General features: G+C 64.8%; 24 protein-coding genes. 10 read left to right on the forward strand and 14 right to left on the reverse strand.

Features of this window, described 5'->3' with window-relative positions; all coding sequences use genetic code 11:
• Nucleotides 1-34: 34 nt before the first annotated feature.
• Nucleotides 35-817 (reverse strand): enoyl-CoA hydratase, encoded by a 783-nt coding sequence (locus P8Q88_RS06965; protein ID WP_278323124.1) that lies wholly within the window; start codon nucleotides 815-817, stop codon nucleotides 35-37.
• Nucleotides 818-895: 78 nt separating this feature from the next.
• On the opposite strand from P8Q88_RS06965, the gene P8Q88_RS06970 reads away from it, so the two are divergent.
• Nucleotides 896-1,675, forward strand: a complete 780-nt coding sequence (locus P8Q88_RS06970; RefSeq protein ID WP_278323125.1) for an SDR family NAD(P)-dependent oxidoreductase — start codon at nucleotides 896-898, stop codon at nucleotides 1,673-1,675.
• Between the two features lie 20 nt (nucleotides 1,676-1,695).
• On the opposite strand, the gene ung is transcribed toward P8Q88_RS06970, so the two are convergent.
• Nucleotides 1,696-2,391: a uracil-DNA glycosylase gene (ung, locus tag P8Q88_RS06975; protein WP_278323126.1), complete on the reverse strand. Its 696-nt coding sequence runs from the start codon at nucleotides 2,389-2,391 to the stop codon at nucleotides 1,696-1,698.
• Between the two features lie 81 nt (nucleotides 2,392-2,472).
• On the opposite strand from ung, the gene P8Q88_RS06980 reads away from it, so the two are divergent.
• From P8Q88_RS06980 to P8Q88_RS06995, 4 genes are read left to right on the forward strand one after another with little or no spacing between them, the layout of a single operon-like run.
• Nucleotides 2,473-3,090, forward strand: coding sequence for a ribonuclease D (locus P8Q88_RS06980; RefSeq protein WP_278323127.1), 618 nt, complete (start codon nucleotides 2,473-2,475; stop codon nucleotides 3,088-3,090).
• Between the two features lie 24 nt (nucleotides 3,091-3,114).
• The gene (locus tag P8Q88_RS06985) at nucleotides 3,115-3,786 is read left to right on the forward strand and encodes an LPS export ABC transporter periplasmic protein LptC (RefSeq protein ID WP_278323128.1); all 672 of its coding nucleotides are present in this window, start codon (nucleotides 3,115-3,117) and stop codon (nucleotides 3,784-3,786) included.
• Nucleotides 3,783-4,334 carry an LptA/OstA family protein gene (locus P8Q88_RS06990; protein ID WP_278323129.1) on the forward strand — a complete coding sequence of 184 codons (552 nt, stop codon included), beginning with the start codon at nucleotides 3,783-3,785 and terminating at the stop codon, nucleotides 4,332-4,334. The genes P8Q88_RS06985 and P8Q88_RS06990 overlap by 4 nt, the downstream gene beginning before the upstream one ends.
• Nucleotides 4,334-5,467 carry a nucleotidyltransferase domain-containing protein gene (locus P8Q88_RS06995; RefSeq protein WP_278323130.1) on the forward strand — a complete coding sequence of 378 codons (1,134 nt, stop codon included), beginning with the start codon at nucleotides 4,334-4,336 and terminating at the stop codon, nucleotides 5,465-5,467. Before P8Q88_RS06990 ends, P8Q88_RS06995 begins: the two co-directional genes overlap by 1 nt.
• Here P8Q88_RS06995 and holA read toward each other — a convergent pair.
• From holA to P8Q88_RS07015, 4 genes are read right to left on the reverse strand one after another with little or no spacing between them, the layout of a single operon-like run.
• Nucleotides 5,464-6,510: a DNA polymerase III subunit delta gene (gene holA, locus P8Q88_RS07000; protein WP_278323131.1), complete on the reverse strand. Its 1,047-nt coding sequence runs from the start codon at nucleotides 6,508-6,510 to the stop codon at nucleotides 5,464-5,466. The two genes, P8Q88_RS06995 and holA, sit on opposite strands and share 4 nt — an antisense overlap.
• A complete protein-coding gene (gene lptE, locus P8Q88_RS07005) occupies nucleotides 6,507-7,007 on the reverse strand; it encodes an LPS assembly lipoprotein LptE (protein ID WP_278323132.1) in 501 nt (166 codons plus the stop codon). The genes holA and lptE overlap by 4 nt, the downstream gene beginning before the upstream one ends.
• On the reverse strand, nucleotides 7,007-9,523 hold the full coding sequence (leuS, locus tag P8Q88_RS07010; protein ID WP_278323133.1) for a leucine--tRNA ligase: 2,517 nt from the start codon (nucleotides 9,521-9,523) through the stop codon (nucleotides 7,007-7,009). The genes lptE and leuS overlap by 1 nt, the downstream gene beginning before the upstream one ends.
• A gap of 41 nt (nucleotides 9,524-9,564) precedes the next feature.
• Nucleotides 9,565-10,011, reverse strand: a complete 447-nt coding sequence (locus P8Q88_RS07015; protein ID WP_278323134.1) for a DUF3576 domain-containing protein — start codon at nucleotides 10,009-10,011, stop codon at nucleotides 9,565-9,567.
• 254 nt (nucleotides 10,012-10,265) lie between these two features.
• Here P8Q88_RS07015 and P8Q88_RS07020 point away from each other — a divergent pair, with 254 nt between their 5' ends.
• The 3 genes from P8Q88_RS07020 (at nucleotide 10,266) to phbB (ending at nucleotide 12,412) form a co-directional block, all read left to right on the forward strand.
• On the forward strand, nucleotides 10,266-10,574 hold the full coding sequence (locus P8Q88_RS07020) for a hypothetical protein (RefSeq protein ID WP_278323135.1): 309 nt from the start codon (nucleotides 10,266-10,268) through the stop codon (nucleotides 10,572-10,574).
• Between the two features lie 218 nt (nucleotides 10,575-10,792).
• The gene (locus tag P8Q88_RS07025) at nucleotides 10,793-11,551 is read left to right on the forward strand and encodes a hypothetical protein (protein ID WP_278323136.1); all 759 of its coding nucleotides are present in this window, start codon (nucleotides 10,793-10,795) and stop codon (nucleotides 11,549-11,551) included.
• A gap of 135 nt (nucleotides 11,552-11,686) precedes the next feature.
• Nucleotides 11,687-12,412: an acetoacetyl-CoA reductase gene (phbB, locus tag P8Q88_RS07030; RefSeq protein ID WP_278323137.1), complete on the forward strand. Its 726-nt coding sequence runs from the start codon at nucleotides 11,687-11,689 to the stop codon at nucleotides 12,410-12,412.
• 45 nt (nucleotides 12,413-12,457) lie between these two features.
• Here phbB and P8Q88_RS07035 read toward each other — a convergent pair whose 3' ends face one another.
• Nucleotides 12,458-13,195, reverse strand: a complete 738-nt coding sequence (locus P8Q88_RS07035) for a helix-turn-helix domain-containing protein (protein ID WP_278323138.1) — start codon at nucleotides 13,193-13,195, stop codon at nucleotides 12,458-12,460.
• Between the two features lie 85 nt (nucleotides 13,196-13,280).
• On the opposite strand from P8Q88_RS07035, the gene P8Q88_RS07040 reads away from it, so the two are divergent.
• Nucleotides 13,281-13,562, forward strand: coding sequence for a ribbon-helix-helix domain-containing protein (locus P8Q88_RS07040; RefSeq protein ID WP_278323139.1), 282 nt, complete (start codon nucleotides 13,281-13,283; stop codon nucleotides 13,560-13,562).
• On the opposite strand, the gene P8Q88_RS07045 is transcribed toward P8Q88_RS07040, so the two are convergent.
• Together P8Q88_RS07045 and murA are read right to left on the reverse strand one after the other, a co-directional pair.
• On the reverse strand, nucleotides 13,556-13,798 hold the full coding sequence (locus tag P8Q88_RS07045; protein ID WP_278323140.1) for a hypothetical protein: 243 nt from the start codon (nucleotides 13,796-13,798) through the stop codon (nucleotides 13,556-13,558). The two genes, P8Q88_RS07040 and P8Q88_RS07045, sit on opposite strands and share 7 nt — an antisense overlap.
• Before the next feature lie 61 nt (nucleotides 13,799-13,859).
• Entirely contained in the window at nucleotides 13,860-15,143 is a 1,284-nt protein-coding gene (gene murA / locus P8Q88_RS07050; protein ID WP_278323141.1) for a UDP-N-acetylglucosamine 1-carboxyvinyltransferase, read from the reverse strand.
• A 107-nt stretch (nucleotides 15,144-15,250) separates the two neighbouring features.
• On the opposite strand from murA, the gene galU reads away from it, so the two are divergent.
• Entirely contained in the window at nucleotides 15,251-16,141 is an 891-nt protein-coding gene (gene galU / locus P8Q88_RS07055) for a UTP--glucose-1-phosphate uridylyltransferase GalU (protein ID WP_278323142.1), read from the forward strand.
• A 73-nt stretch (nucleotides 16,142-16,214) separates the two neighbouring features.
• On the opposite strand, the gene P8Q88_RS07060 is transcribed toward galU, so the two are convergent.
• The 5 genes from P8Q88_RS07060 to P8Q88_RS07080 all read right to left on the reverse strand — a co-directional run bounded on the left by P8Q88_RS07060 (nucleotide 16,215) and on the right by P8Q88_RS07080 (nucleotide 22,547).
• Nucleotides 16,215-17,951 (reverse strand): flotillin family protein, encoded by a 1,737-nt coding sequence (locus P8Q88_RS07060; protein ID WP_278323640.1) that lies wholly within the window; start codon nucleotides 17,949-17,951, stop codon nucleotides 16,215-16,217.
• A 94-nt stretch (nucleotides 17,952-18,045) separates the two neighbouring features.
• The gene (locus tag P8Q88_RS07065; protein ID WP_278323143.1) at nucleotides 18,046-18,681 is read right to left on the reverse strand and encodes a YqiJ family protein; all 636 of its coding nucleotides are present in this window, start codon (nucleotides 18,679-18,681) and stop codon (nucleotides 18,046-18,048) included.
• A gap of 170 nt (nucleotides 18,682-18,851) precedes the next feature.
• On the reverse strand, nucleotides 18,852-20,153 hold the full coding sequence (locus tag P8Q88_RS07070; protein WP_278323144.1) for a cytochrome P450: 1,302 nt from the start codon (nucleotides 20,151-20,153) through the stop codon (nucleotides 18,852-18,854).
• Entirely contained in the window at nucleotides 20,153-21,700 is a 1,548-nt protein-coding gene (locus P8Q88_RS07075; RefSeq protein ID WP_278323146.1) for an acyl-CoA synthetase, read from the reverse strand. Before P8Q88_RS07075 ends, P8Q88_RS07070 begins: the two co-directional genes overlap by 1 nt.
• Nucleotides 21,701-21,866: 166 nt before the next feature.
• Nucleotides 21,867-22,547 carry a M23 family metallopeptidase gene (locus tag P8Q88_RS07080; protein ID WP_278323147.1) on the reverse strand — a complete coding sequence of 227 codons (681 nt, stop codon included), beginning with the start codon at nucleotides 22,545-22,547 and terminating at the stop codon, nucleotides 21,867-21,869.
• Nucleotides 22,548-22,560 lie beyond the last annotated feature (13 nt).

Below are 22,560 nucleotides of genomic sequence, written 5' to 3' on the forward strand. Positions count from 1 at the left end.
CGCTAAGCTGGCATTTCCTGTTGCATGGGATGCATTACCCCTGCGTACGGCCGCGCTCCTGCACTGCGGCACGGCGCGCCTCGACCTCTTCCGGACTCACCGCGCTGTTGGCCGCAGACGATAGCCGGTGCTCAATCGCGAGACCCTCGTCGAAGCTCGCGGCGTAGCCTTCGTCGATCAGTGTCTTGTATTGCGCGAGGAAAGCGGGATCGATGCTCGCCATGTCGGCGGCAAGCCGGCGCGCTTCGGGCAGGAGTTCGTCAGGCGCGACCACGCGGTTGACCAGCCCCCAGTGCTCGGCGGTTTTGGCGTCGAGGAAATTGCCGGTGAAGCTCAATTCCTTGGCCCGGCTGATGCCGATCATCCGGCTCAATTTCTGCGAAAGGCCCCAACCCGGAACGATGCCGACGCGCGCATGGGTATCGGCAAACCGTGCGTTCGTGCTCGCGATGAGCACGTCACAGGCGAGAGCGACCTCGAATCCTCCGGTGATTGCGACGCCATTGATTGCGCCGATCACCGGCTTGCGACAGGTTTCGATCGCCTTGACGGGGTTCTCGTCCGCCCCTTCCGCATTGGCTGCGCCCAGCGCGCCCTCCTCGCTGCCCAGCTCTTTCAGGTCCAGTCCGGCGGTAAAGGCCCGCTCCCCCGCGCCCGTCAGGATCACCGCGCGCACGGTGTCGTCGGCATCCAGCGCGGTCATCACTTCGTAGAGGTGGTGGCGCAGCGCCTTCGACAGCGCATTCATCGCTTCGGGACGGTTGAGGGTGACGGTTGCGATACCGTCGGCGATGTGGGTCAGGATCAGCTCGGCCATGCGCACAGCCTAGCGGGAAGGTTGCATCTTGCAATCGTCTGCCCGCTGGCGTTGAGTGGCGACGAGAGGAGACAGCAGATGGCATTCAACCCCTTCGACCTCCGCGGGAAGGTCGCGGTCGTCACCGGCGGCAATGGCGGTATCGGCCTCGGCATGGCAGAAGGCCTCGCCGCCGCGGGAGCAGACGTCGCGATCTGGGGCCGCAACACGGGTAAGAACGCCAAGGCGCTGGAACAACTGAAGGCGCATGGAACCCGTATCGAGGCGCTTGAGGTCGACGTCTCCAACGAACAGGCGGTGGTCGATGCCATGGCAGAAAGTCTCGCGCGCCTCGGCCGGATCGACACCTGCATCGCCAATGCCGGGGTCGGCGGTAGCGCGCCTCTGACCGAGCAGACCACCGAACAGTGGCGCAAGATCACCACGGTCAATCTCGATGCCGTTTTCTGGACCTTCCGCGAAGCCAGCAAACACATGGTCGAACGCGCTGGCAATGGCGACAAGGGCGGATCGCTGCTGGTTACCTCCAGCGTCTCGGCCATCCACGGCGCGCCGCAGAACCAGGCCTATGCCGCGACCAAGGCTGGCGTGCTGGCGATGGTGCGCGGCACGGCGGTGGAGCTTGCCCGGCATGGCATTCGCGCCAACGCGGTCCTGCCCGGCTGGATCGCCACGGAAATGACTGAGCGCCTGCAAAACTGGGATGCCTTCAACGAGAAGGCGATCGGCCGGGTGCCCATGCGCCGCTGGGGCGAAGGCGCGGATTTTGCCGGGATCGCGGTCTATTTCGCGTCAGATGCCAGCAAGTTCCACACCGGAGATTCGGTAGTAATCGACGGGGGTTATTCGATTTTCTGATGATGCCCAGCCGGCCGAGATCAAACCAAAGTCTGCTCCACCCGCCAATCGATCGTCTGCCGCCCGTTTGCAGCCAGAAATGCATTTGCCCGGCTGAAGGGCCGCGAACCGAAGAAGCCACGATGGGCGGACAGCGGGCTGGGGTGCGGGCTTTCGATCACGCAATGCCGGCCATCGCGCAGCGCGGCGATCCGCTTCGCCTTGGCCTGCGCATGGCTGCCCCAGAGGATGAAGACGCTCGGGGCGGCGCGCGCAGCCACAGCCGCGACGCAGGCGTCGGTAATCGCGTCCCAGCCGCGCCCGGCGTGACTTCCTGCAGCGCCCGCCTCGACCGTCAGCGTGGTATTCAGGAGAAGCACCCCCTGCCGCGCCCATGACGTGAGGTCGCCGTGGCGTGCCCGCGATATGCCGAGGTCGCTTTCCAGCTCCTTGTAGATGTTCGCCAGGCTCGGTGGCACCTTGATGCCCTGCGGCACCGCGAAACACAGGCCCATCGCCTGACTTGGACCGTGATAGGGATCCTGGCCGAGAATGACGATCTTGACGCGGTCGAGCGGGGTCAGCTCCAGCGCGCGAAAGCGGCAGCCTTCAGGCGGATAAATCGCCTTTCCCGCCGCTTCCTCCTCGCGCAGCCAGCCGAACAGCCCGCGCACGCCCTCGCTTGCGAGAACGGGTGCCAGCACCGGTTTCCAGCTGTCGGGGATCGCTTCGGTCATCGCGATCAGGGTAGGGTGACGGTTGCCGGCAAGCCAGCACCCCTTTCCACCAATCCCCAATCGGCCTAAGGGCCTTGGCCCATGGCAGTGCATTTCCACGAAGAAGACCTTCCCGCAGGCGTCCTCGCAGACGGTCCGGTGGCCGTCGATACCGAAACCATGGGGTTGATAACCCCGCGCGACCGGCTCTGTCTGGTGCAGATCAGCGACGGCCAGGGCGACGAGCATCTGGTCCGCTTCGGCCCCGAAAGCACATACGACGCGCCGAACCTCAAGGCCGTGCTTGGCGATCCGCAGCGCCTGAAGCTGTTTCATTTCGCACGGTTCGACCTCGCCGCAATCGAACATTATCTCGGCGTCACGGCAGCACCCTGCTATTGCACGAAGATCGCCAGCAAGCTGATACGCACCTACACCGACCGTCACGGCCTCAAGAACCTCGTCGAGGAACTGCTCGGCGAGAGCATGTCGAAAGCACAGCAAAGCTCCGATTGGGGCGGGCCCGACATCAACGAGGCGCAGCGCGAATATGCCGCCAGCGATGTTCGCTTCCTCCATCGCATGCGCGAGGAACTCAATCGCAGGCTGGAGCGCGAGGGGCGGATGGAGCTGGCACAGGCCTGTTTCGATTTCCTGCCCTGGCGCGCGAGGCTCGACATCGCCGGGTGGCCCGAACACGACATCTTCAGCCACGCGTAAGGCGGACGGGAGCATGCAGGCGCCATGGTAATCGGCCAGCGCAGGATCGAGACGCAGGAAGCCAGAGCGCGGCGCAACGAGCGGCAGCACTGGGCGGAACCGGGCGGCTCGCACGACCGGCTCGTCGGTTTCCTCGCCAAGGCCCTGCCAATGGCGGTCGGCGTTCTCGCTGCCTTCATGGTCGTCACGCCGCTCAGTCCGCGCGGCGAGATCAGCTTTCTGCTCGATCGGGACGAAGTTGCAGTCATCAACGAGCGATTGCGCGTCGACAATGCGCTCTATCGCGGAGAAGACAATTCGGGTCGACCATTCTCGCTGACAGCGGGCGAGGCGGTCCAGCGATCGAGCGCCGAAGGCATCGTGCGTATGAACGATGTCGTCGCACGTCTGTTGCTGAACGACGGACCGGCCCGGGTTTCGGCCCGCGGCGGCCGATACGATCTCAATGCGGATATCGTGGCGGTCAACGGCCCGCTCCTGCTTGTCGCTGCTGACGGCTATCGGATGGTCGCCCGTGGCGTTTCGGTCGATCTGGCGGACAAGATGCTGTTCGGCCGCGGCGGCGTCGAAGGTGCCGTGCCCGCAGGAACCTTTCGCGGCGACAGCCTGGTCGCCGATCTCGAGGCGCGGACCATCGTATTGACCGGCAACGCCCGGCTGCGCATGGTTCCCGGCCAGTTGAGGATGCCACGATGAAACAGCATGTGACCACCATGGCCCGATGGGGGCTGGCAAGCTTCGCGCTGACGCTGACCGCGATCACCGGCATGCAGTTGCAGGCGCAGGCCATCGCGGCCCACAATTCCAATGCACCGGTGTCCTTCGCCGCCGACCGGATCGAATTGCAGGACCGGCAGAACCGCGTCGTGCTGTCGGGCGGCGTTGAGATCACCCAGGCCGGGCTTTCGCTGAATGCGGCGCGCACGATCATCAGCTATTCCGACGCCGGAACCCTGCAAATCCAGCGCATCATGGCCACCGGCGGTGTAAACGTGCAGCGCGGCAATGAGCGTGCGCGGGGCGATACGGCGGTCTACGACTTCAACCGGCGCATCATCACCATGGCCGGCAATGTTCGCCTGAACCGCGGCGGCGACACGCTCAACGGCGGCCGGCTTGTCATCGATCTCGCGAGCGGCGTTTCAAGCGTGGACGGTCGCGCCAGCGGATCGTCCTCCGTTACCGGGCAATCCTCCAGCTCCGGCGGCCGCGTGACCGGGACCTTCTCCGTCCCCGAGAACTGATGCGGCCCGCGCTGCTCGCCTTGACCGGATGCGGGGCAGGCGAACCGGAGGCGCTTTCGGCCCAGCAGTGGCACGAACTGGATGCGCTGGCCGATGGCCATCGGCTGAGACCGCATCTCCACGCCCGGCTGATCCGCGGCGAGATTGCTATACCTGTGTCGAACGATATCTCCCTCCTCTGGCAGGCCTCCTATCGGGAGAACGCGCTCTACATGCTCGCCCAGCGTCATGCGCTGAAACACGCAGCCGAGGTGCTTGCGAAGGCCGGCATCAGGGCGCTGGGATTGAAAGGCACTGCGCTGGCCTGGCGCGTCTGGCCCGCGCCCGCCGAAAGGCCAATGCGCGACATCGATATTCTGGTCGCGGAGGCACAGGCGCCGCTTGCCTATAGAGTCCTGCAGGAAGCGAATTGGGACGCGCCCCAGCTGGATGATACCGCCCTCGCGCGCCTCGCTGCGCAGGAAACTCACCTGCCGGGCCTGCAGTCGGCGGACGGACTGATGCTGGAAGTGCATGCGCACGCCTGGGCCAGCGCGCCCCTTTCGGGCCTCGCGATGCCCGATGGCGACGATGACGGGATGATGCGACGCGCCGGATTCGACGAGTCGCTTGGGATTGCCGTGCCTTCGAGCGAAGACATGCTGGCGCATCTCGTCATTCACTGCGCTGTGTCGCACCTCTTCAATACCGGGCCGCTGGCCCTGGGAGACATCGATTATCTGCTGCGCGCGACCGCGATCGACTGGGCCAAGTTCTGGAGGCGAGCAGAGCGCCAGGGCTTTACGCGCGCCGCGGCGATCATGCTGCATCTGGTCGACCGCTGGCGACAGCCTGGCGCCGCAGAGATGGCCGGCATCCCGATCTCTATCGCGCCCGAATTGATCGCGCGCGCGGAGGATCTGCTGTGCCAGGATCCGCTCTCGCGCAAGGACATCAATGCGATTGCCGGATTGCGGCATGGAGGAGCCGCAGACCGTCTGGGCGATCACCCGCTGCAGCCGCGCAGCATCAGCCAGAGGCTGCGCGATGTGCCGGCGCGCGGCCTGTCGATCGGGAAGAGCTTGCTGAATGCGCAGACACGCGCAGATGGTGCTGCGACGGCGGCAATGGCGCGCTGGCTGGCCAGCGACTAGCGCCGACCCGCGCCAGCCAGCTGCGCAAGGCTGGTCAGCCCCTGCGCCAGCAGCAATTCGGATGCCTGGCTATTGGCCAGCAGGTCGCGATGCAGGCGCGTCAGGCCGTGGGTAAGGCGGTCCAGCCGCCCCTTGGCCCGCCAGCGCGACAGCTGGTTGCCGATCTCGCGCTCCTCCTTCCAGAAGATCCCGAGCCGTGCCTTCTCGCCCTTGTCGAGATCGCCGTAGGACCGGTTGCCAAGAGCCGCGGCGATGCGAGCCAATTGCGCGGCGCGGCGTTCGAAGGCGAGCAGCACGCCGACCGGATTGAGCCCGAGTTGCCGCATCCGCGCAATTTCGGGAGCGACCCGGTTCGACTGCCCGCCCATCACCGCATTGACCAGCGGCATGAAGCCATCCTCTTCGCTGGCTGCGCCGATCGCATCGAGATCCTCTGCGCTCGCCGCCTTCGGGCTCTGCGGGCTGGCGTCGAGATAGATCGCCAGCTTGGTGATCTCGCTCTGCGCCAGGCGGACGTCGAGCGTCGCAGCCCGCGCCACTTTCTCGGCCAGATCACCGCCGAGGCGCACACCTGCAGCATCGGCCATTGCCCTTACGCTTTGCGTCACCGAACGCAGATCGGGCGGATAGAACAGCGCGACCACCGCATCCTTGCGCTTTTCGAGCAGCTTGGCGGTGCGTGACTTGTCGGTCGCCGAGGTCGCGACAACGATGACCGGGCAGGCTTCCCCCGCCCCCATGTCGCCGGTTTCGAGGAGTGTCTTGAGCGCCTCATGCGCTTCGTCCCCCGCCGCGCGGACCCAGATATGCCGCTTGTCTCCGAAGAGCGAGGAAGAGCGCGCCTCATCACCCAAGCGGGCAGGATCGCCGCGCAGTTCCGCACCGCTTAGCTCGACCCGTTCGCCGGGCTGGTCGAGCCAGCTGACCAGATCGTTCGCCGCCGCGCTGGCACCGGCTTCGTCCTGGCCGCAGAAGAAGAACACGCCGCAATCGCTTGCCGCAGCCCTTCCCTTGGAGGCGAAGTCCTTGCCGGCCAGCTTCACGGTTGCGGCGGCGGGCTGTCGCGCAGGCTCAGCGCGACGCGGGTCACGATTCGCTGTGCGACCTGCTCGGCGAGATTCTCCAGCGCAGTCTGCTCGGCGGCGATGGTGGCGTATTCGCTAGACACCACGTCGATGCCCGCATCGGACGCAGCCGTCGCGTCAAGCACGATGTCGCCGCTGGCGAGGTCGATCAGCTGGTAGCGCGCGCGAAGCGTCCGGCGTTCGCGGCTGACGGTATCGTCGCGCAGGATCGCGAGCCCCTCGAGCTGGTCGTCGAGGCGCACGTCCAGCCGGTATTGCGGGCTGGCCTCGCCTGCCGCACCCAAACGGTCGTTCAGGGCGTTGCGGACCAGCCAGCCGGCCTGCCCCTCGATCGGGGCGACGTCGACCGATGCGAGTCCGCGCGCCACCGCACCATCGCCCCCGCCCGCATACATGGGCGAAAGGCCGCAAGCGGAGAGCAGCAGGGCGGACAGGGAGGCGAGAAGTACGCGCATCAGGTGACGATATTGACCAATCGATCGGGCACCACAATGACCTTGCGCACTTCTGCCCCGTCGATCGAACGCTGCACCTTGTCGGATGCCAGCGCCATGGCCTCGAGATCCTCCTTCGAGGCCCCCTTGGGCGCAGTCAGCGTGTCGCGCAGCTTGCCCTTGTGCTGGACGGCGATGGTGACCTCGTCTTCGACCAGCAGTGCCGGATCGACTGCGGGCCAGGGCGCATCGGCGACGAGGCCCTCCATGCCCATGTCGGCCCAGGCTTCCTCAGCGAGATGCGGCATCATCGGGGCGACGAGTTGGACCAGCGTACGGATCGCAGCGGATCTGCTGGCAGAAGGTGCTGCCTTTTCGACCGCACCGGTCAATTCGTAGATTCGCGCGACGGCTTTGTTGAAGCCCAGCGCCTCGATATCCTCGGCCACCGCAGCGATGGCCTGGTGGGTCTTGCGGTCGAGCGCTTTGTCCTTGCCCCCGGCTTGCGGTTCATAGGCACCGAACAAGCGCCACAGGCGGTGGACGAAGCGCGAGCAGCCCTCGATGCCGGCTTCCGACCATGGCAAATCGCGCTCGGGCGGGCTGTCGGACAGCATGAACCAGCGCACCGCGTCCGCGCCGTAACTGTCGACGATGGTGTCGGGGTCGACGACGTTCTTCTTCGACTTCGACATCTTGATGACGCGGCCGATCTCGACCTCACCGCCATCGGCGCTCAGCAGCGCGCGATCGGCCTCGCGGCTGATTTCGTCGGGCGCGTAATAGACGGTCTTGCCGCCTTCTTTCCGGCTGTAGGTCTCGTGCGTCACCATGCCTTGCGTGAACAGCGAGGCGAAGGGCTCCTTCACCTCGATCTGCCCCATATGGGCGAGCGCGCGGGTCCAGAAGCGAGCGTAGAGCAGATGCAGGATCGCGTGTTCGATGCCGCCGATATATTGCTCGACCGGCAGCCATTTGGCGACTTCCTCGGCGTCGAAGGGTTTGTCGGCAGGCTGGCTGGCGAAGCGCAGGAAATACCAGCTGGAATCCACGAATGTATCGAGCGTGTCGGTCTCGCGCTCCGCCTTGCCGCCGCACTTGGGGCAATCGACGTGCTTCCACGTTTCGTGCCGCAGCAGCGGGTTGCCCGGGGTCTGGAAATCGACATCTTCGGGCAGCGTGATCGGCAGGCTGTCCTTGGGCGCCGCTACTACGCCGCAGCTTTCGCAGTGAATGAAAGGGATCGGCGTGCCCCAGTAGCGCTGGCGGCTGACGCCCCAGTCGCGCAGGCGCCAGACGGTCTTGCCTTCGCCCCGACCCTGCTCCTCGATGCGGCGGATGATCTCGCGCTTGGCGGTCTCCACGTCCATGCCATCGAGGAAGTCGGAATTGACGATCACCCCGTCGCCCGCCTCGGCCTCGCCATCGAACGGCGTGCCGGCATCCTCGACACTCGGCGCAACGACGCGCGGGATGGGCAGGCCGTATTTCGTCGCGAATTCGAAGTCGCGCTGGTCGTGCCCCGGCACCGCCATGATGGCACCGGTGCCGTAATCCATCAGCACGAAGTTCGCGATGTAGACCGGCAGGTCCGCGCCGGTGAACGGATGCTTTGCGGCGATGCCGGTGTCGAAGCCGAGCTTTTCGGCGGTTTCGAGTTCGGCAGCGGTCGTGCCGCCCTTCTTGCACTCGGCAATGAAGGCGCGCGCCTCATCGCTGTCGATGCCCTGCGCCACCGGATGGTCGGCGGCAACCGCCACGAAGCTCGCGCCGAAAATCGTGTCGGGACGCGTGGTGTAAACCGGCAGCCTTGCGCCGTTCGAGAGGTCGAAGCTGAATTCGAGCCCCTTGGACTTACCGATCCAGTTCTCCTGCATCAGCCGCACCTTCTCGGGCCAATTCTCGAGGCTTCCCAGACCCTCGAGCAATTCCTCGGCAAAGTCGGTAATCTTGAGGAACCACTGGTTCAGCTTGCGTTTCTCGACCTCTGCGCCCGAGCGCCAGCCCTTGCCGTCGATCACCTGCTCGTTGGCGAGCACGGTCATGTCGACCGGGTCCCAATTGACCTCGCTCTCCTTGCGATAGACGAGGCCCGCTTCGTAGAGGTCGATGAAGAGCGCCTGTTCGTGGCCGTAATAATCGGGCTCACAGGTCGCCAGTTCGCGGCTCCAATCGAGCGCGAAGCCGAGGCGCTTCAGCTGCGCCTTCATGTGTTCGATATTGGCTCGCGTCCAGCCGCCCGGATGCACGCCCTTCTCCATCGCGGCGTTCTCCGCCGGCATGCCGAAGGCGTCCCAGCCCATCGGGTGCAGCACCTCGTGCCCGGTCGCCTTCTTGTAGCGCGCCAGCACATCGCCCATCGTGTAATTGCGCACATGGCCGATATGGATGCGCCCGCTGGGATAGGGGAACATCTCCAGCACGTAGCTCTTGGGCTTGGGAGAATCGCTGTCGGCGCGGAAGGTCTGCGCCTCCTCCCATGCAGTTTGCCAGCGCGCATCGGCGCTCGCGGGGTCGAAACGGGTATCGCTGCTCATGCGAGCGGCCTTACCGGTTTTGCGCGTGATTTAAAGGCGGTTTAGCTGACCGCCTGGCGGCGCAGCTCGCGCGCCTTGGTCAGGATGATGTCTTCGAGCTTCTGCACGGTCGCCGCCTGTACCGGCGCATCGACCCAGGCGCCGTTCTGGGCGACCTGGCGGCTCGCCGCGACGCGCAGCGCATCGGCACGCAGATCCTGGTCGAGGATCGTGACTGTCACCTTCACGCGCTCGTTCGGGTTGCTCGGATTGGCATACCAGTCGGTCACGATCACGCCGCCATTGCTGTCCGCCTGAAGCAGCGGGGCGAAGCTGACCGCCTCAAGTGCCGCGCGCCAGAGATAGGAATTCACGCCGATGGTGGTGACCTGCGACGCGGCGAGGTCCGCCTCGGGTCGCTCGCGCCCGCCACATGCTGCAAGGCTGGCCGCCGCGGCAATTGCCATGGCGAGTGTTGCGGGCCGGCGAAGATTGGCGAGAGCGCTCATGTTTATCCTTGCGTATGTCAGGCCGCATCTCGGACGGCCCGTGGGTAGCTTGTGTTTCCGGCTCTATATAGCCTGCGCCTGTGCGGGCAAGCTCTGCCGGTTTACGCGCACACACGTCAGGCGGCGTGAACCAGTAGTGAATTGGGATCGCATGTCGGTTGGCAGGGGTATTATTCTGCGTGCTGTGTCTATTCATATTGGCGACAGGATCGAACCGTTCTTATTTGCGTAGCAGGACGAGGAGGGAATTCACGATGAAGAAATTTGCAATCGCAGCATGTGCGGCAACCGGAATGATCGCAGTCGGCGCGAGCGCAAATACTTCAGCTCCCGATCCGACGGTCACCCCGCTCAGCTATGCCGGCCCTCGCTTCGAAACAACGAAGCATCCGGGATACGAATTGGGATCCGACGCGGCGCGCGAATATCGTGTCGAACGTGGCAGGCTGTTGGAAAAGTATCTCGCGCTTGAGGAGGCAAATGGCGGCACGCTCTCGCCGGATGATCGCGCCACCATGGAATCCGAGATCGCAATTTTGAAGACGCGCTACTTCGGTTCGTAGGAGGCCTCGCCCAGTCACTCGTGACCGTTGTGGGCAAACCGCCACACCTCACTCCTTTCGCCCCGGACGGCCTGTGGAAAAGCTGGCCATCGGGGCGAATCGTCCATAGATTGCGATTCTACACGACCGGGGGAACGAGTCGCGTCATCGTGGGTTCACCGCCTGACCGCTAGATTTCGGACTTCCGATCGTTGAAATGTGGGAAGGACGGACACGTCATGGCACGCAAGGCTGACAGAATAAGCGCAAAGCGGGCACTCCCCGCAGCGCTTGCTGCTGCCGGGCTTGCGCTTGCGGTTCCGGGCACCGGCCTCGCGGTCGGCTCGACGGAAGCGCGCCTGCCGGAACCCACACTCGCATCGCTGCCCTTCACGCCGGCCAATGTCGATCCCCAACTCGCGCGGCAGGTGGCCGAAATCATCGGCGAAGATGGCCTGCGCTTTACTCCCGCGACCAAGATCCAGCGCTCGAGCGATCGCACGGTCACTGTCGCTGTACGGGTCGACAATGTCACCGCTCGCGCGATATCGGTTCGCGACGCCGTTACCTCGGTCGCAGCGGAGCAGAAGCGCGAACGCGCGCTCGAGATCGCGCCGACGCGCTACAACCTCGGCATCGCGCGCGGTTATCAGGGTTTCGCACAGCCGGAAAAGACGGCGATGCTGCCCGACAGCGTACGCGACCTGTCGATGCCCGACCTGTCGGCCTACCGCCCGGCCGAGGTGAAGTCCGGCAAGCCCAGCCGCTTCGGCTCGCGCATCGCCATAGAGAGCGAGAGCAGCGCGGGTCGTTCGCCCCGCACGCTTGAAAGCCTCGGCGAACAGACCGTCGACCTGCAGGGTTCCTACCGCGTCAAGGGTAACCTCAACGTGACCGCAGGCGTCCGCCTGTCGCAGGACCGCAACCGCCTCTCGCCGCTGACCGACGGGATCGAGGACGATCAGGCGGTTTATGTCGGAACGCAGCTCCGCTTCTGACGCGGCGATCGTTCCGCTTCATCATCGAAGAATACGATTGACCGAGCTGGCCGCCAGCGCGTTTCGCTTTGCGCGCGCGCTCGACACGCCCTAGGGTTCCCGGCGAACGCTACGGAAAGCTGGGGAGAATCGGATATGGGACGGGTTGCCATCGTAACCGGGGGCACGCGCGGCATTGGGCGCGCGATCTGCGAAAGGCTGCGCGACGAGCGCGATTGCACGGTGATCGCGAATTACGCGGGTAACGACGAAGCGGCCAAGGCCTTCACCGGGGACACCGGCATTCCCACCATCAAGTTCGACGTCGGCGATTACGAAGCCGTCCAGGCCGCCTGCAAAGCCGTCGAGGAAGAGCATGGTCCGATCGACATCGTCGTCAACAACGCCGGCATCACCCGCGACGGGACCCTGTTGAAGATGAGCTACGAGGATTGGGACGCGGTCATGCGGACCAATCTCGGCGGTTGCTTCAACATGGCCAAGGCGACTTTTGCCGGAATGAAGGAGCGCGGCTGGGGCCGCATCGTCAACATCGGCTCGATCAACGGCCAAGCGGGCCAATACGGCCAGGTCAATTATGCGGCGGCAAAAAGCGGCATCCACGGCTTCACCAAGGCGCTGGCGCAGGAAGGCGCGCGCTTCGGCATCACCGTCAACGCCATCGCGCCGGGGTATATCGACACCGACATGGTGGCCGCCGTTCCCGAACCGGTGCTGGAGAAGATCGTCGCGAAAATCCCCGTTGGCCGCCTCGGCAAGGCCAGCGAGATCGCGCGCGGGGTGAGCTTCCTCTGCTCCGAACACGCAGAATTCGTCACCGGCTCGACCATGAGCATCAACGGCGGCCAGCACATGTATTGAGCATGGCGAGGGCATCCATGCAGCGATGCCCTCGTCGCTCAGGCGCTAGTCGACCATGATCCCCACGGGCCTCCACACGCCATCCTCCTTCTGGAGCGTCACGGTTTCCACCGCCCGCTCCCGATTCGCAAACTGCGTGGCGAAGGCGACCTCCTGATAGCCGCTTGGCGGCGCATTCAGGAACCTGATGGTAAGCAACTCGCGCGCGATCACGGGCCCGAGCGGTTCGCGAACCTGCCGCGATGCGCCCGCCCAGACGTCGACCGTATTGACGTCGCGAAATTGCTTGCCCGCCGCATCGTAGCTGCCCTGCCAATCGGAGGCGTCAATCATTTCGAGCCAGCGGCGCGCTGCCTCGCTGACCTCGCGGTCGGTGGCGCTTACCTCGGCTGCCGCAACCTCGGGGCTGCGGTCGACGATTTGCGAGGTAAGGACGAGGCCTGCGGCGAAAAGTGCTATCATCACGAGAACTCCTGCAATCAGGCGAGTGGAGGACGCGCCCTTCGTTCCGATCGCAGGATCGCCTTGCGCAATTTCCCCGGCATCCCCCAATTCCTTGTCCGCAAGATTTTCGTAGGTACCGCCCTCGCTCTCGAACAGCAGCCTTGCAGCTTCGCGGCTGCTGGTGACGCCGAGTTTGCGCCGCGCCACGCGCAGGCGTTCGTTGATGGTGTGGACCGACAGGTCAAGCTCGGTCGCCATGCTTTTCGCATCATGGCCGCGCACGATCAGGCGAAGCGTCTCCTTCTCCTTGTCGGTCAATTCTTCGAGCGCCTGCTCCATGACAGCACGCCTACGATCGCCGCCGCGCGCCAGCCACCCCAAAAAATTCGTGTAACGCCACCGGCGCGCCTGTAGGGCGGCGGCAATGATTCCCCCCTACCATCCCCCGAAAAAATACTCCGTCCGCATCGCCGGCCATCGCACCTCGATCAGTCTCGAACCGATGTTCTGGGACATGCTCGGCAAGGCCGCTTATGCCCGCGCGCAGTCGATCAATGCGCTGGTTGCCGAAATCGATGCCGAGCGCATCCAGGCGGAAAATCCGCCGGGGCTGGCCGGTGCAATCCGCATCTGGCTGGTCACCCAAAAAGAAAGCGGCGGGATCGCTCCCGCCGCTTCCGAACCTCAAAGGCCTTCCGATCAGTAATTCGCGGTCGCGTCACTGGCCGGGAAGGTTTCGTCGAGTGCTTCGTCGGTCTTGGACCACTTGGTTTCCTTGGTAGTGGTCGCCTTCGGGCCCGCATCGCGAAATGCGCCCTTGGGCTGGCCGTCGGCGAAAGCGACGCCGTTCTCGTCCAGATTGTTCGAGTCCACACGGTTCTTCTCGTAGGCGCGGTATCCGAAATAACCGATCGCGCCGAGGGCAGCGAGTTTGAGTAACATGATGATGCTCCTTCCTTTACGACCCAACGTTTGGTGGGGCCGAAAGGTCCGGCATCACCGCCTAATCGTCGCCCACCCGTTCGATATCCGCGCCGACAAGCTGAAGCTTCTCTTCCAGCCTCTCGTAGCCGCGATCAAGGTGGTAGAGGCGGCGGACCGTCGTCTCGCCCTGCGCCGCGAGGCCGGCGATCACCAGGCTCATCGATGCGCGCAGATCGGTCGCCATGACCTCCGCACCGGTTAGCTCCACCGGCCCGCGAACAACGGCGGTCCGGCCGGTCGTTTCGATATTCGCGCCCATGCGGGTCAATTCCGGCACGTGCATGAAACGGTTCTCGAAGATTGTTTCCTTGAGGACGCTGGTCCCCTCGGCGCGGGTGAGCAAGCTCATCAGCTGCGCCTGCATATCGGTCGCCAGGCCGGGAAAGGGAGCAGTGGTCAGATTATGCGCCTTGAGCGTGCCGTTGGCAGCGACGTTCACGCCGTGCTTGTCGCTCTCGACCTCGACCCCGATGTTGCGCAGGGCATGGAGCGTCGATCCCATGTCGTGCGCATCGGCTCCTTCGAGCCGCACCTCGCCGCCGGTGATCGCCGCGGCGCAGGCATAGGAGCCGGCTTCGATCCGGTCGGGCATCACGCGATAGGTGGCGCCGTGCAATTTCCTCACCCCATGAATGGTCAGCTCCGAGGTGCCGATACCCTCGATTTCGGCCCCCATCGCGACCAGCAGGTTGCACAGGTCGACGATTTCGGGCTCGCGCGCGGCATTGATGAGTCTGCTGGTACCGCTGCACAGCACCGCCGCCATCAGCGCATTTTCCGTCGCGCCGACCGAAACGACCGGGAAGTCGAATTCGCCGCCGGGCATGCCGCCATCGGGCGCCATGGCGCGGACATAGCCTTGCGCCAGTTCGATTTGCGCACCGAACGCCTCGAGTGCCTTGAGATGCAGATCGATCGGCCGGTTGCCGATGGCGCACCCGCCGGGCAGCGAGACGGTCGCCTCGCCCGTGCGCGCCAGCAGCGGCCCGAGCACGAGGATCGAGGCGCGCATCTTGCGCACCAGATCGTAGGGCGCGACCGAGCTGGTGATCCGCATCGCTTCCAGCGTCACATTGCGCCCGAACTCTTCGGGACGCTTGCCGGGAATCGTGTGGCTCACCCCGAATTGCGTCATCAGGTGCTGGAAGCCGTCGATATCGGCGAGCCGCGGCAAATTGCGCAGCGTCACCGCCTCTTCGGTCAGGAGTGCGCAGGGTATCAGCGTGAGCGCGGCGTTCTTGGCCCCCGAAATCGGTATCGTGCCCGACAGGCGGTTGCCGCCGCGAATGATCAGTTTGTCCATGCCCGTGTCCTTAGCCGGACTGGACGCTCTGGCAAGCTCGCGAGAGCGCGCGACCTATACCACCGGGCGATTGACCGGCCTTTGCTGCGGACCTACCCACCATGGTCATGACCCAGCACAAGCCTATCAAGAAAGCCGTCTTTCCCGTTGCCGGGCTCGGCACGCGCTTCCTTCCCGCTACCAAGGCGATCCCGAAGGAACTCCTTCCGATCGTCGATCGCCCGCTGATCCAATATGCGGTCGACGAGGCACGCGAGGCGGGGATCGAGCAGATCATCTTCGTCACCGGCCGCGGCAAGACCGCCATCGTCGAGCATTTCGACGTCGCCTACGAACTCGAATCGACGATGGAAGAGCGCGGCAAGGACATGAGCGTGCTCGACCAGACGCGCGCCACGCCGGGCGACATCATCACCGTGCGTCAGCAGGTGCCGCTGGGCCTGGGCCATGCGATCTGGTGCGCACGCGCGATCGTGGGCGACGAACCCTTCGCCATCCTGCTGCCCGACGAGCTGATGGTCGCGCAGAAGGGCGGCGGGACGGGCTGCATGAAGCAGATGGTCGAAGCCTATGACGAGGTCGGCGGCAACCTGATCTCGGTGCTCGAAGTGCCGCAGGACGAAGTCTCCAGCTATGGCGTTATTGCACCGGGCGAGACAAAGTCCGCAACGCTCACCGAAGTCACCGGTCTGGTCGAGAAGCCGCCGGTGGCCGAAGCGCCGTCGAACAAGATCATTTCGGGCCGCTACATCCTCCAGCCCGAAGTGATGCGCGTGCTCGAGGACCAGGGGAAGGGCGCAGGCGGCGAGATCCAGCTGACCGATGCCATGGCCCGAATGATCGGCAATCAGGCCTTTCACGCCGTGACCTTCGCCGGCCGCCGCTTCGATTGCGGCAGCAAGGCCGGTTTTGTCGAGGCGACGCTGGCGCTGGCACTGGAGCGCGAGGACATGGGCGAAGAGGTCCGCGAGATGGCGGAGCGGCTTCTGGCCGACTAGGCCTCTTCGCAGCGCTGGATTGCATAAAAAAAGGGGACGCCGCGGCGTCCCCTTTCGCGTTGGGATCGGTCGATCAGGCTTCGGACTTGTCGCCCTCGCCATTCGCCTTGGCAGGTTTCTTGGCGTTGGCTTCGACCTCTTCGACTTGCTCGGCGATGTCGTCGAGCACTTCGGCAAGGCGCGGGGTCTCCGTGGGAGCCTCGGCAGCCGCCGGGCCCTTGACCAGCCCGTCGAGCGAGGAGCCGTCGAGCCCCAGCTCCTTCATCAGCCCGTCGAGCACCGGGGCCTGCGCGCGGTAGGCAAGCGCAGCGCTGACCGCGTCGGTAGCGAGATTGCCTGAGCCGCCGCCCGAACCGCCTGCACCACCCGACGACTTGCCGCCGCCATTGGTGAGCCCGTCGACCTGCACGATCTTGATGCTCTCGATCGCTTCCATCGGCTTGGCGCTTTCGCGCACGAGGTCGGGCATGACCTTGAGCAGGGCCAGCTTGGTCTGCAGGCTGATCTGGTCGGACGAAAGGATGTTCGCCGCCTCGTTGATCGCCCGCTGACCCGCTGCCTCGACCTCGAAACGCACGCGCGCAGCTTCGGCCCGCAGCTTTTCGGCTTCCGCCTCGCCCTCGGCTTCCCGGCGGGCGGCTTCGGCGCGGTTCTGGGCGGCGTCCTTTTCCGCCTCGGCATCGACGCGGATCTTGATCGCATCGCGCTCGGCCTGTTTCGAGGCTTCGATCAGCTCGATGCGCTTCTGGCGCTCGGCGATCTCGGTCTCCCGGCTAGTCGCCACCTGTTCTTCGGCAGCGACGGCCTTGGCGCGCGCAGCATCGGCTTCGGCCTTGGCCTGGCTTTCCTCGCGGCTCTTGTTTTGCACCGCGATCTGCTGTTCCTGCCGGGCGATTTCGAGCGCGCGCTGCTGGTCGATCCGCGCCTCTTCGACGAGCCGGTCGGCCTCGATCTGCTGGGCGTCGACCTGCTTCTTTGCCTCGATCCGGGCGGCATCGGCCTCGCGGGTCCGCTCGGCCTGTTCGCGGGCGATTTCCGAGCTCTGCGCGGCGCGCCGCACCTCGACCTCGCGCTCCTGCTCCAGCCGGGCATATTCCTGGTCACGCTTGATCTGGAAGCTCTTCTCGTCCGCCTCGAGGTTCTTCGTCTCCATCTGCACCCGCGTGTCCTGCTCGATGTCGTTGCGCAGTTTCTTGCGCGCCTCGATCTGCTCGGTCAGCTTGGTCAGGCCCTCGGCGTCGAACGCGTTGTTGGCGTTGAAGTGCTCGATGCTCGTCTGGTCGAGACCGGTCAGCGAGACCGATTCCAGTTCGAGCCCGTTCATAGCGAGGTCGTTGGACGAGACCTGCTGCACCTTCTGGACGAAGTCGGCGCGCTGTTCGTGCAGCTCGTTCATCGTCATGCCCGCCGCGACCGAGCGCAGCGCGTCAACGAACTTGCCTTCGACCAGGTCCTTGAGCATTTCGGGCTGCATCGTGCGCTGGCCCAGCGTCTGCGCCGCCATGGCGATGGCTTCACCGTCGGGCTTTACGCGGACGTAGAATTCCGCCTTCACGTCGATCCGCAGGCGGTCGAGCGTAATCAGCGCCTCGCCGTCGCGCCGCACCACCGACAACACCAGCGTGTTCATGTTCACCGGCATTGTCTCGTGGAAGATCGGGAAGACGAGGGCGCCGCCGTTCATGACGACCTTCTCGCCGCCCACGCCCGTACGCACGAAAGCGATCTCCTTCGACGCCCTGCGATAGAGCTTGGTGAGGAAGATGATGATCGCGAAAAATGCGATCACGGCTCCGACAATGCCGACCATTCCGGCGTCCAGCAGATTTTCCATTTCTTCTCCTAATAGTGATCTGTGTTGACCGGCAGGGCGCGCGGCTCCCTTTCTGAGCGCTTTGAGGCGGTCAGCTCATGGGGGCCAGCTTGCGCTCCGCCAGGGGGACGGCGAAGAAGGTCTGGCCTTCGCGCCGCACCAGTAGAACTTCGTCGCCTTCGAGCATTTCGCTCGCATCCTCATGCGGCTCCACCATGACATGATGGGCCTGCCCGTGCCGGTCGTAGACCTTGGTCCGCGCAGGCGAGCCTTTCGCCGCCCGCCCAGTGGTTACGGTGCCGCGCTTGCCGACGAGGCTGTCGAGCCCCACGGCGCTTGTTTCATCCTTCGGCATCAGCGCGCCGATCGGACGCGCGAGAACCGCGGTTACGGGAATGCTTGCCCCGGCTGCGAACAGCGCGGCGAGCCAGCGATAGAGCGGCGAACCGGTGAGATCGGTCGCCAGCGCCTGGATGCTCATGCCGATCGTGGCAAAGGCGAGCAGGAAGGTAATCAGCCACACGAATAGCGGCACCCGACCAAGGCCGAGCAGCGAAGTGATCGCCCCGCCGATGCCTGCGCTCGTGGGATCGCCGACATCGGCTTCCACATCGATGTCCGCATCGACATCGAAGTCTCCGAGGCCGATGACCTGCAGCAGCGTAAGTATCAGCATGACCGCAAGTGCTGCCGCGAATGGCAAGTTGTGCGGTTCGAATAATGTCATCGCCCCTCCTTTCTTCATGTTCTTAGGGCGAAGGAGTCCCCTCCCCGACTAGCGCCGAAAAGTTTTCGTCCGTCGTCTTTTTTCCATGCCCGATATGTAGCAAATCGGGGGGTGAGCCGACAGGAATATGCGATGAACCGAGTTCGATTCCGGCGCGCAAATGGCGTTGGTCAGGCTGGCACGACCTGCAGCGGCAAGGTCTTCAATCCGCCCACGAAGGTCGATTTCGAGCGGGCCGGTTCGCCCGCCAGCGCGATGCTGTCGATCCGGTCGAGCAGGGTTTCGAACAGGATGCGCATTTCGAGCCGCGCGAGGTGCAGGCCGAGGCACTGGTGCGCTCCCGCCCCGAAGGCGAGGTGGCGATTGGGGCTTCGCGCCGCATCGAACTTGCGCGGGTCATCGAACACGCTGGGATCGTGATTGGCGGCGACATAGTTCATCATCAGCCAGTCGCCCTTGGCGATCGCCTGCCCGCCGACTTCGGTGTCTTCCGCCGCCGTGCGCATGAAGTGCTGCACCGGAGTGGTCCAGCGGATCGCTTCCTCGACGATCCCGCCGAGGAGCGAACGGTCGGCCTTGACCTGCGCCCATTGCTCGGGGTCCTGCGCCAATGCAAGCATGGCGCCCGCCGTGCTGGCGCTGGTGGTGTCGTGCCCGGCAGCGGCGAGGATGATGTAATAGCCCATCATGTCGCGATCGTTGAGCGGCTCCCCGTCGATCACCGCATTGGCGATCGTGCTGGCGACATCGTCGGTCGGGTTGGCGCGCCGCTGCGCGGTCAGCTTGGCGAAATAGGCTTCGAAATCCGCGACGGCCCCGGCCACCAGCTGGGTGACGGCCTCGGGCGGCAGGTCCTTGATGCCCGACTGGTTGAGATCGTCGTCCTGCCCGCCGAACAATTGCTGGGTCAGCATCAGCATGCGCGGCTCGTCTTCTTCGGGCACGCCCATGATCTGCATCACGACATGCAGCGGATAGGGCGCGCTGACGAGCTTGCAGAAATCGGCCTCCGGCCCTGCCGCAATCAACCGATCGACCGCATCGCTGGCGATGCCGCGAATCTCGTCTTCGACGGTCCGCAGGTTCTTGGGCATGAACCAGTCCTGCGTCAGCTTGCGATACTTGCGGTGGGTATCGCCGTCGAATGTGACGAGGCTGGCGACCAGATGCTCGCTGCCGCCGGTCATCGCCTTGGCGAATTCGATCCCCTCGGTCAGGCTGAAGACCACCGTATGCGGATTGTTGAGGAAGGTCGCATTGTCCTTCGACATGCGCATAACGTCGTCATAGCGAGTGACCAGCCAGAAGGGCGGATGGGCAAGATCGTCTTGCGGCTCGACCCAAGCGACGGGGTTTTCCTCGCGCAGCCGGTCGAAGGTGTCGAGCAGCGGGTCCCAGGTGGCGTAGCTGGCAGGGTCGATGACCTCGCGCGCCGTTTCGGGATCGAGCCGCGGCCTGTCCTGAGTCGCCATCACGCCTGCTCCGTCTCTATTTCAGCCTTCTTCGCATATTCGTCGCGCAATTCGCGCTTGTAGAGTTTCCCGTTCGCCTCGCGCGGCAGGTCGGGCCGGAAGTCGAACAGCTTGGGCATCTTGATCTTGGCGAGCTGCGGCGCGAGGAAATCGCGCAATTCCGCCTCGAGCGCCTCGCCAGCGTCGGCCATGTCCATCGGCTGTACCACCGCGACCACTTTCTCGCCGAAGTCGGGGCAGGGCGCGCCGATCACGGCGGCATCCATCACCTTATCATGCGTCACCAGCAGGTTCTCGATCTCCTGCGGATAGATATTGACCCCCCCGGAAATGATCATGTGGCTCTTGCGGTCGGTGAGGTAGAGATAGCCGTCCTCGTCGACGTGGCCGATATCGCCCAGCGTCATCCAGCCTTGCGGATGCATCGCCTCGCGCGTCTTCTCGGGGTCGTTGTGATAGGTCGGGATTAGGTCGTTTTCGAAGAAAAGCAGCCCGTCGGTCCCTGCCGGCACTTCTTCGCCCTTCTCGTCGCAAACATGCAGCTTGCCGTGGATCGCCTTGCCCACGCTACCCGGATGGTCGAGCCAGTCTTCCGCCTTGATCAGCGTCATGCCGATGCCTTCGGATCCTGCGTAGTACTCATTGATGATCGGCCCCCACCACTCGATCATCTCGCGCTTGATCGGGACGGGGCAGGGCGCGGCTGCGTGGAGCGCGCGCTGGTGGCTCGACAGGTCGTATCTCGTGCGAACCGCCGGATCGAGCTTCAGCATGCGCACGAAATGGGTCGGCACCCACTGGCTATCGGTGACCTTGTATTTCTCGATCGTCGCCAGCGCGGCCTCGGGCTCGAATTTCTCCATCACCACCACCGTGCCGCCGAGCCGGTGCGCGGTGGTGCACCAGCCGAGCGGGGCCGCGTGATAGAGCGGCGCGGGCGAGAGATAGACCATCGAGCCATCGGCCGGCATGCCGGCCCCCATGACTGCCAGGCCGACCAGCGGGTTGATCGCCTGGATGTCGTCGTCCGCGGGCGGCGCCGGACGCACGCCCTTGGGGCGCCCGGTGGTTCCGCTGGAATAGAGCATGTACTGGCCGGGCAGCTGGTCCGCGATCGGGTCGGCAGGCTGGGCCGCGAGAGCGTCCTCCAGGCTCTCGTCGCCCGATCCGCCCGCGATCAGCATGGGAATATCCGGACACTCGCTGCGGATATTGCCGAGCACATCGTCGAAATAGGTGGAGGTCAGTAGCAGCTTGGTATCGCTGTCCTGCAGGATGTAGCAGATTTCCGGCGCGGTCAGGCGGGTGGAGATCGGCACCATCATGATCCCGCTGCGCTGCGCGCCCCAGACGAGTTGCAGGTAGTGCGGGCTGTTCTCCATCAGGATCGCGACATGGTCGCCGCGTCCGAGGCCGCGGGCGCGCATCAACTGAGCGAAGCGATTCGCATAGGCGTCGAGCTCGGCATAGGTGACGGTCTTGCCGCTCGAAGCCATGACTATGGCGGGATGGTCGGGGCGCGCCTGCGCGTGGGCGATGGGGTGCATGGGCTTCCTCTCTCCTCCGCCGGTCCGCCTTCCTTTGGGGACTCGTCCGGTTGCGGGATAAAACCTACCCGACACATCGCCGGGCACAAGGCATTTGCGCACGAAAAAAGGGGCCGCGGATCGCTCCGCAGCCCCTTTTCCGCGTTATCCCGAAGGACTTGCGACCTTACTCGTCGCCGCCACCCTGGCCGCCCTTGCCCATGGCGAGGGCATAGGCGCGCTGCGCTTCCGATTCGACCATGTAGGGAACCGGATTGACCGGCTTGCCGGCGATGCGGACTTCATAATGCAGGTGCGGGCCGGTCGATCGGCCGGTCGAACCGACGTAGCCGATCAGCTGGCCCTTCTTCACGCGCTCGCCCGACTTCACCGCAATCTTCGACATATGGGCGAAGCGCGTCTGCAGGTCCGCGCCGTGTTCGATCGAGACATACTTGCCGTAGCTGGAGAACCATTCGGCCTTGCTGACATAGCCATCGGCGGTGGCGTAGATCGGCGTGCCGGTCGGCGCGGCGAGATCGACACCATTGTGCGAACGGCGGCCGCCAAGCACGGGATGCGTACGCATGCCGTAATCGCTGGTCAGGCGCGTGTCGTTAAGCGGCATGCGCGAAGGAACGGAAACGACAGCCTGTGCCGGAGCCGGGCGATCGAGATCTTCCCATTTGGCGAAAAGCTGCTGGAACTGGGCATCGTCACCCTTCTCGGTGACGCCCGACACCTTGGCCATGTCGATGGCCCCGACGGCTGCAGCGGTATTCGTGTCACCTGCATGAGCCGGTGCTGCAGCCATCGTGAGGCCCGCAGCCATGATCGCGACTGCACGCGCGGTGTGCTTGATTGCCATTGCTAACCCGTCC

The organism is Qipengyuania marincola (assembly GCF_029688625.1).
GTDB lineage: Bacteria > Pseudomonadota > Alphaproteobacteria > Sphingomonadales > Sphingomonadaceae > Qipengyuania.

What these genes read in the sequence shown, in the direction of transcription:
- P8Q88_RS06965 (WP_278323124.1), bottom strand. Translation starts at nt 817, where the DNA reads ATGGCCGAGCTGATCCTGACCCACATCGCCGACGGTATCGCAACCGTC.
- P8Q88_RS06970 (WP_278323125.1), top strand. Translation starts at nt 896, where the DNA reads ATGGCATTCAACCCCTTCGACCTCCGCGGGAAGGTCGCGGTCGTCACC.
- ung (WP_278323126.1), bottom strand. Translation starts at nt 2,391, where the DNA reads ATGACCGAAGCGATCCCCGACAGCTGGAAACCGGTGCTGGCACCCGTT.
- P8Q88_RS06980 (WP_278323127.1), top strand. Translation starts at nt 2,473, where the DNA reads ATGGCAGTGCATTTCCACGAAGAAGACCTTCCCGCAGGCGTCCTCGCA.
- P8Q88_RS06985 (WP_278323128.1), top strand. Translation starts at nt 3,115, where the DNA reads ATGGTAATCGGCCAGCGCAGGATCGAGACGCAGGAAGCCAGAGCGCGG.
- P8Q88_RS06990 (WP_278323129.1), top strand. Translation starts at nt 3,783, where the DNA reads ATGAAACAGCATGTGACCACCATGGCCCGATGGGGGCTGGCAAGCTTC.
- P8Q88_RS06995 (WP_278323130.1), top strand. Translation starts at nt 4,334, where the DNA reads ATGCGGCCCGCGCTGCTCGCCTTGACCGGATGCGGGGCAGGCGAACCG.
- lptE (WP_278323132.1), bottom strand. Translation starts at nt 7,007, where the DNA reads ATGCGCGTACTTCTCGCCTCCCTGTCCGCCCTGCTGCTCTCCGCTTGC.
- leuS (WP_278323133.1), bottom strand. Translation starts at nt 9,523, where the DNA reads ATGAGCAGCGATACCCGTTTCGACCCCGCGAGCGCCGATGCGCGCTGG.
- P8Q88_RS07015 (WP_278323134.1), bottom strand. Translation starts at nt 10,011, where the DNA reads ATGAGCGCTCTCGCCAATCTTCGCCGGCCCGCAACACTCGCCATGGCA.
- P8Q88_RS07020 (WP_278323135.1), top strand. Translation starts at nt 10,266, where the DNA reads ATGAAGAAATTTGCAATCGCAGCATGTGCGGCAACCGGAATGATCGCA.
- P8Q88_RS07025 (WP_278323136.1), top strand. Translation starts at nt 10,793, where the DNA reads ATGGCACGCAAGGCTGACAGAATAAGCGCAAAGCGGGCACTCCCCGCA.
- phbB (WP_278323137.1), top strand. Translation starts at nt 11,687, where the DNA reads ATGGGACGGGTTGCCATCGTAACCGGGGGCACGCGCGGCATTGGGCGC.
- P8Q88_RS07035 (WP_278323138.1), bottom strand. Translation starts at nt 13,195, where the DNA reads ATGGAGCAGGCGCTCGAAGAATTGACCGACAAGGAGAAGGAGACGCTT.
- P8Q88_RS07040 (WP_278323139.1), top strand. Translation starts at nt 13,281, where the DNA reads ATGATTCCCCCCTACCATCCCCCGAAAAAATACTCCGTCCGCATCGCC.
- P8Q88_RS07045 (WP_278323140.1), bottom strand. Translation starts at nt 13,798, where the DNA reads ATGTTACTCAAACTCGCTGCCCTCGGCGCGATCGGTTATTTCGGATAC.
- murA (WP_278323141.1), bottom strand. Translation starts at nt 15,143, where the DNA reads ATGGACAAACTGATCATTCGCGGCGGCAACCGCCTGTCGGGCACGATA.
- galU (WP_278323142.1), top strand. Translation starts at nt 15,251, where the DNA reads ATGACCCAGCACAAGCCTATCAAGAAAGCCGTCTTTCCCGTTGCCGGG.
- P8Q88_RS07060 (WP_278323640.1), bottom strand. Translation starts at nt 17,951, where the DNA reads ATGGTCGGCATTGTCGGAGCCGTGATCGCATTTTTCGCGATCATCATC.
- P8Q88_RS07065 (WP_278323143.1), bottom strand. Translation starts at nt 18,681, where the DNA reads ATGACATTATTCGAACCGCACAACTTGCCATTCGCGGCAGCACTTGCG.
- P8Q88_RS07070 (WP_278323144.1), bottom strand. Translation starts at nt 20,153, where the DNA reads ATGGCGACTCAGGACAGGCCGCGGCTCGATCCCGAAACGGCGCGCGAG.
- P8Q88_RS07075 (WP_278323146.1), bottom strand. Translation starts at nt 21,700, where the DNA reads ATGCACCCCATCGCCCACGCGCAGGCGCGCCCCGACCATCCCGCCATA.
- P8Q88_RS07080 (WP_278323147.1), bottom strand. Translation starts at nt 22,547, where the DNA reads ATGGCAATCAAGCACACCGCGCGTGCAGTCGCGATCATGGCTGCGGGC.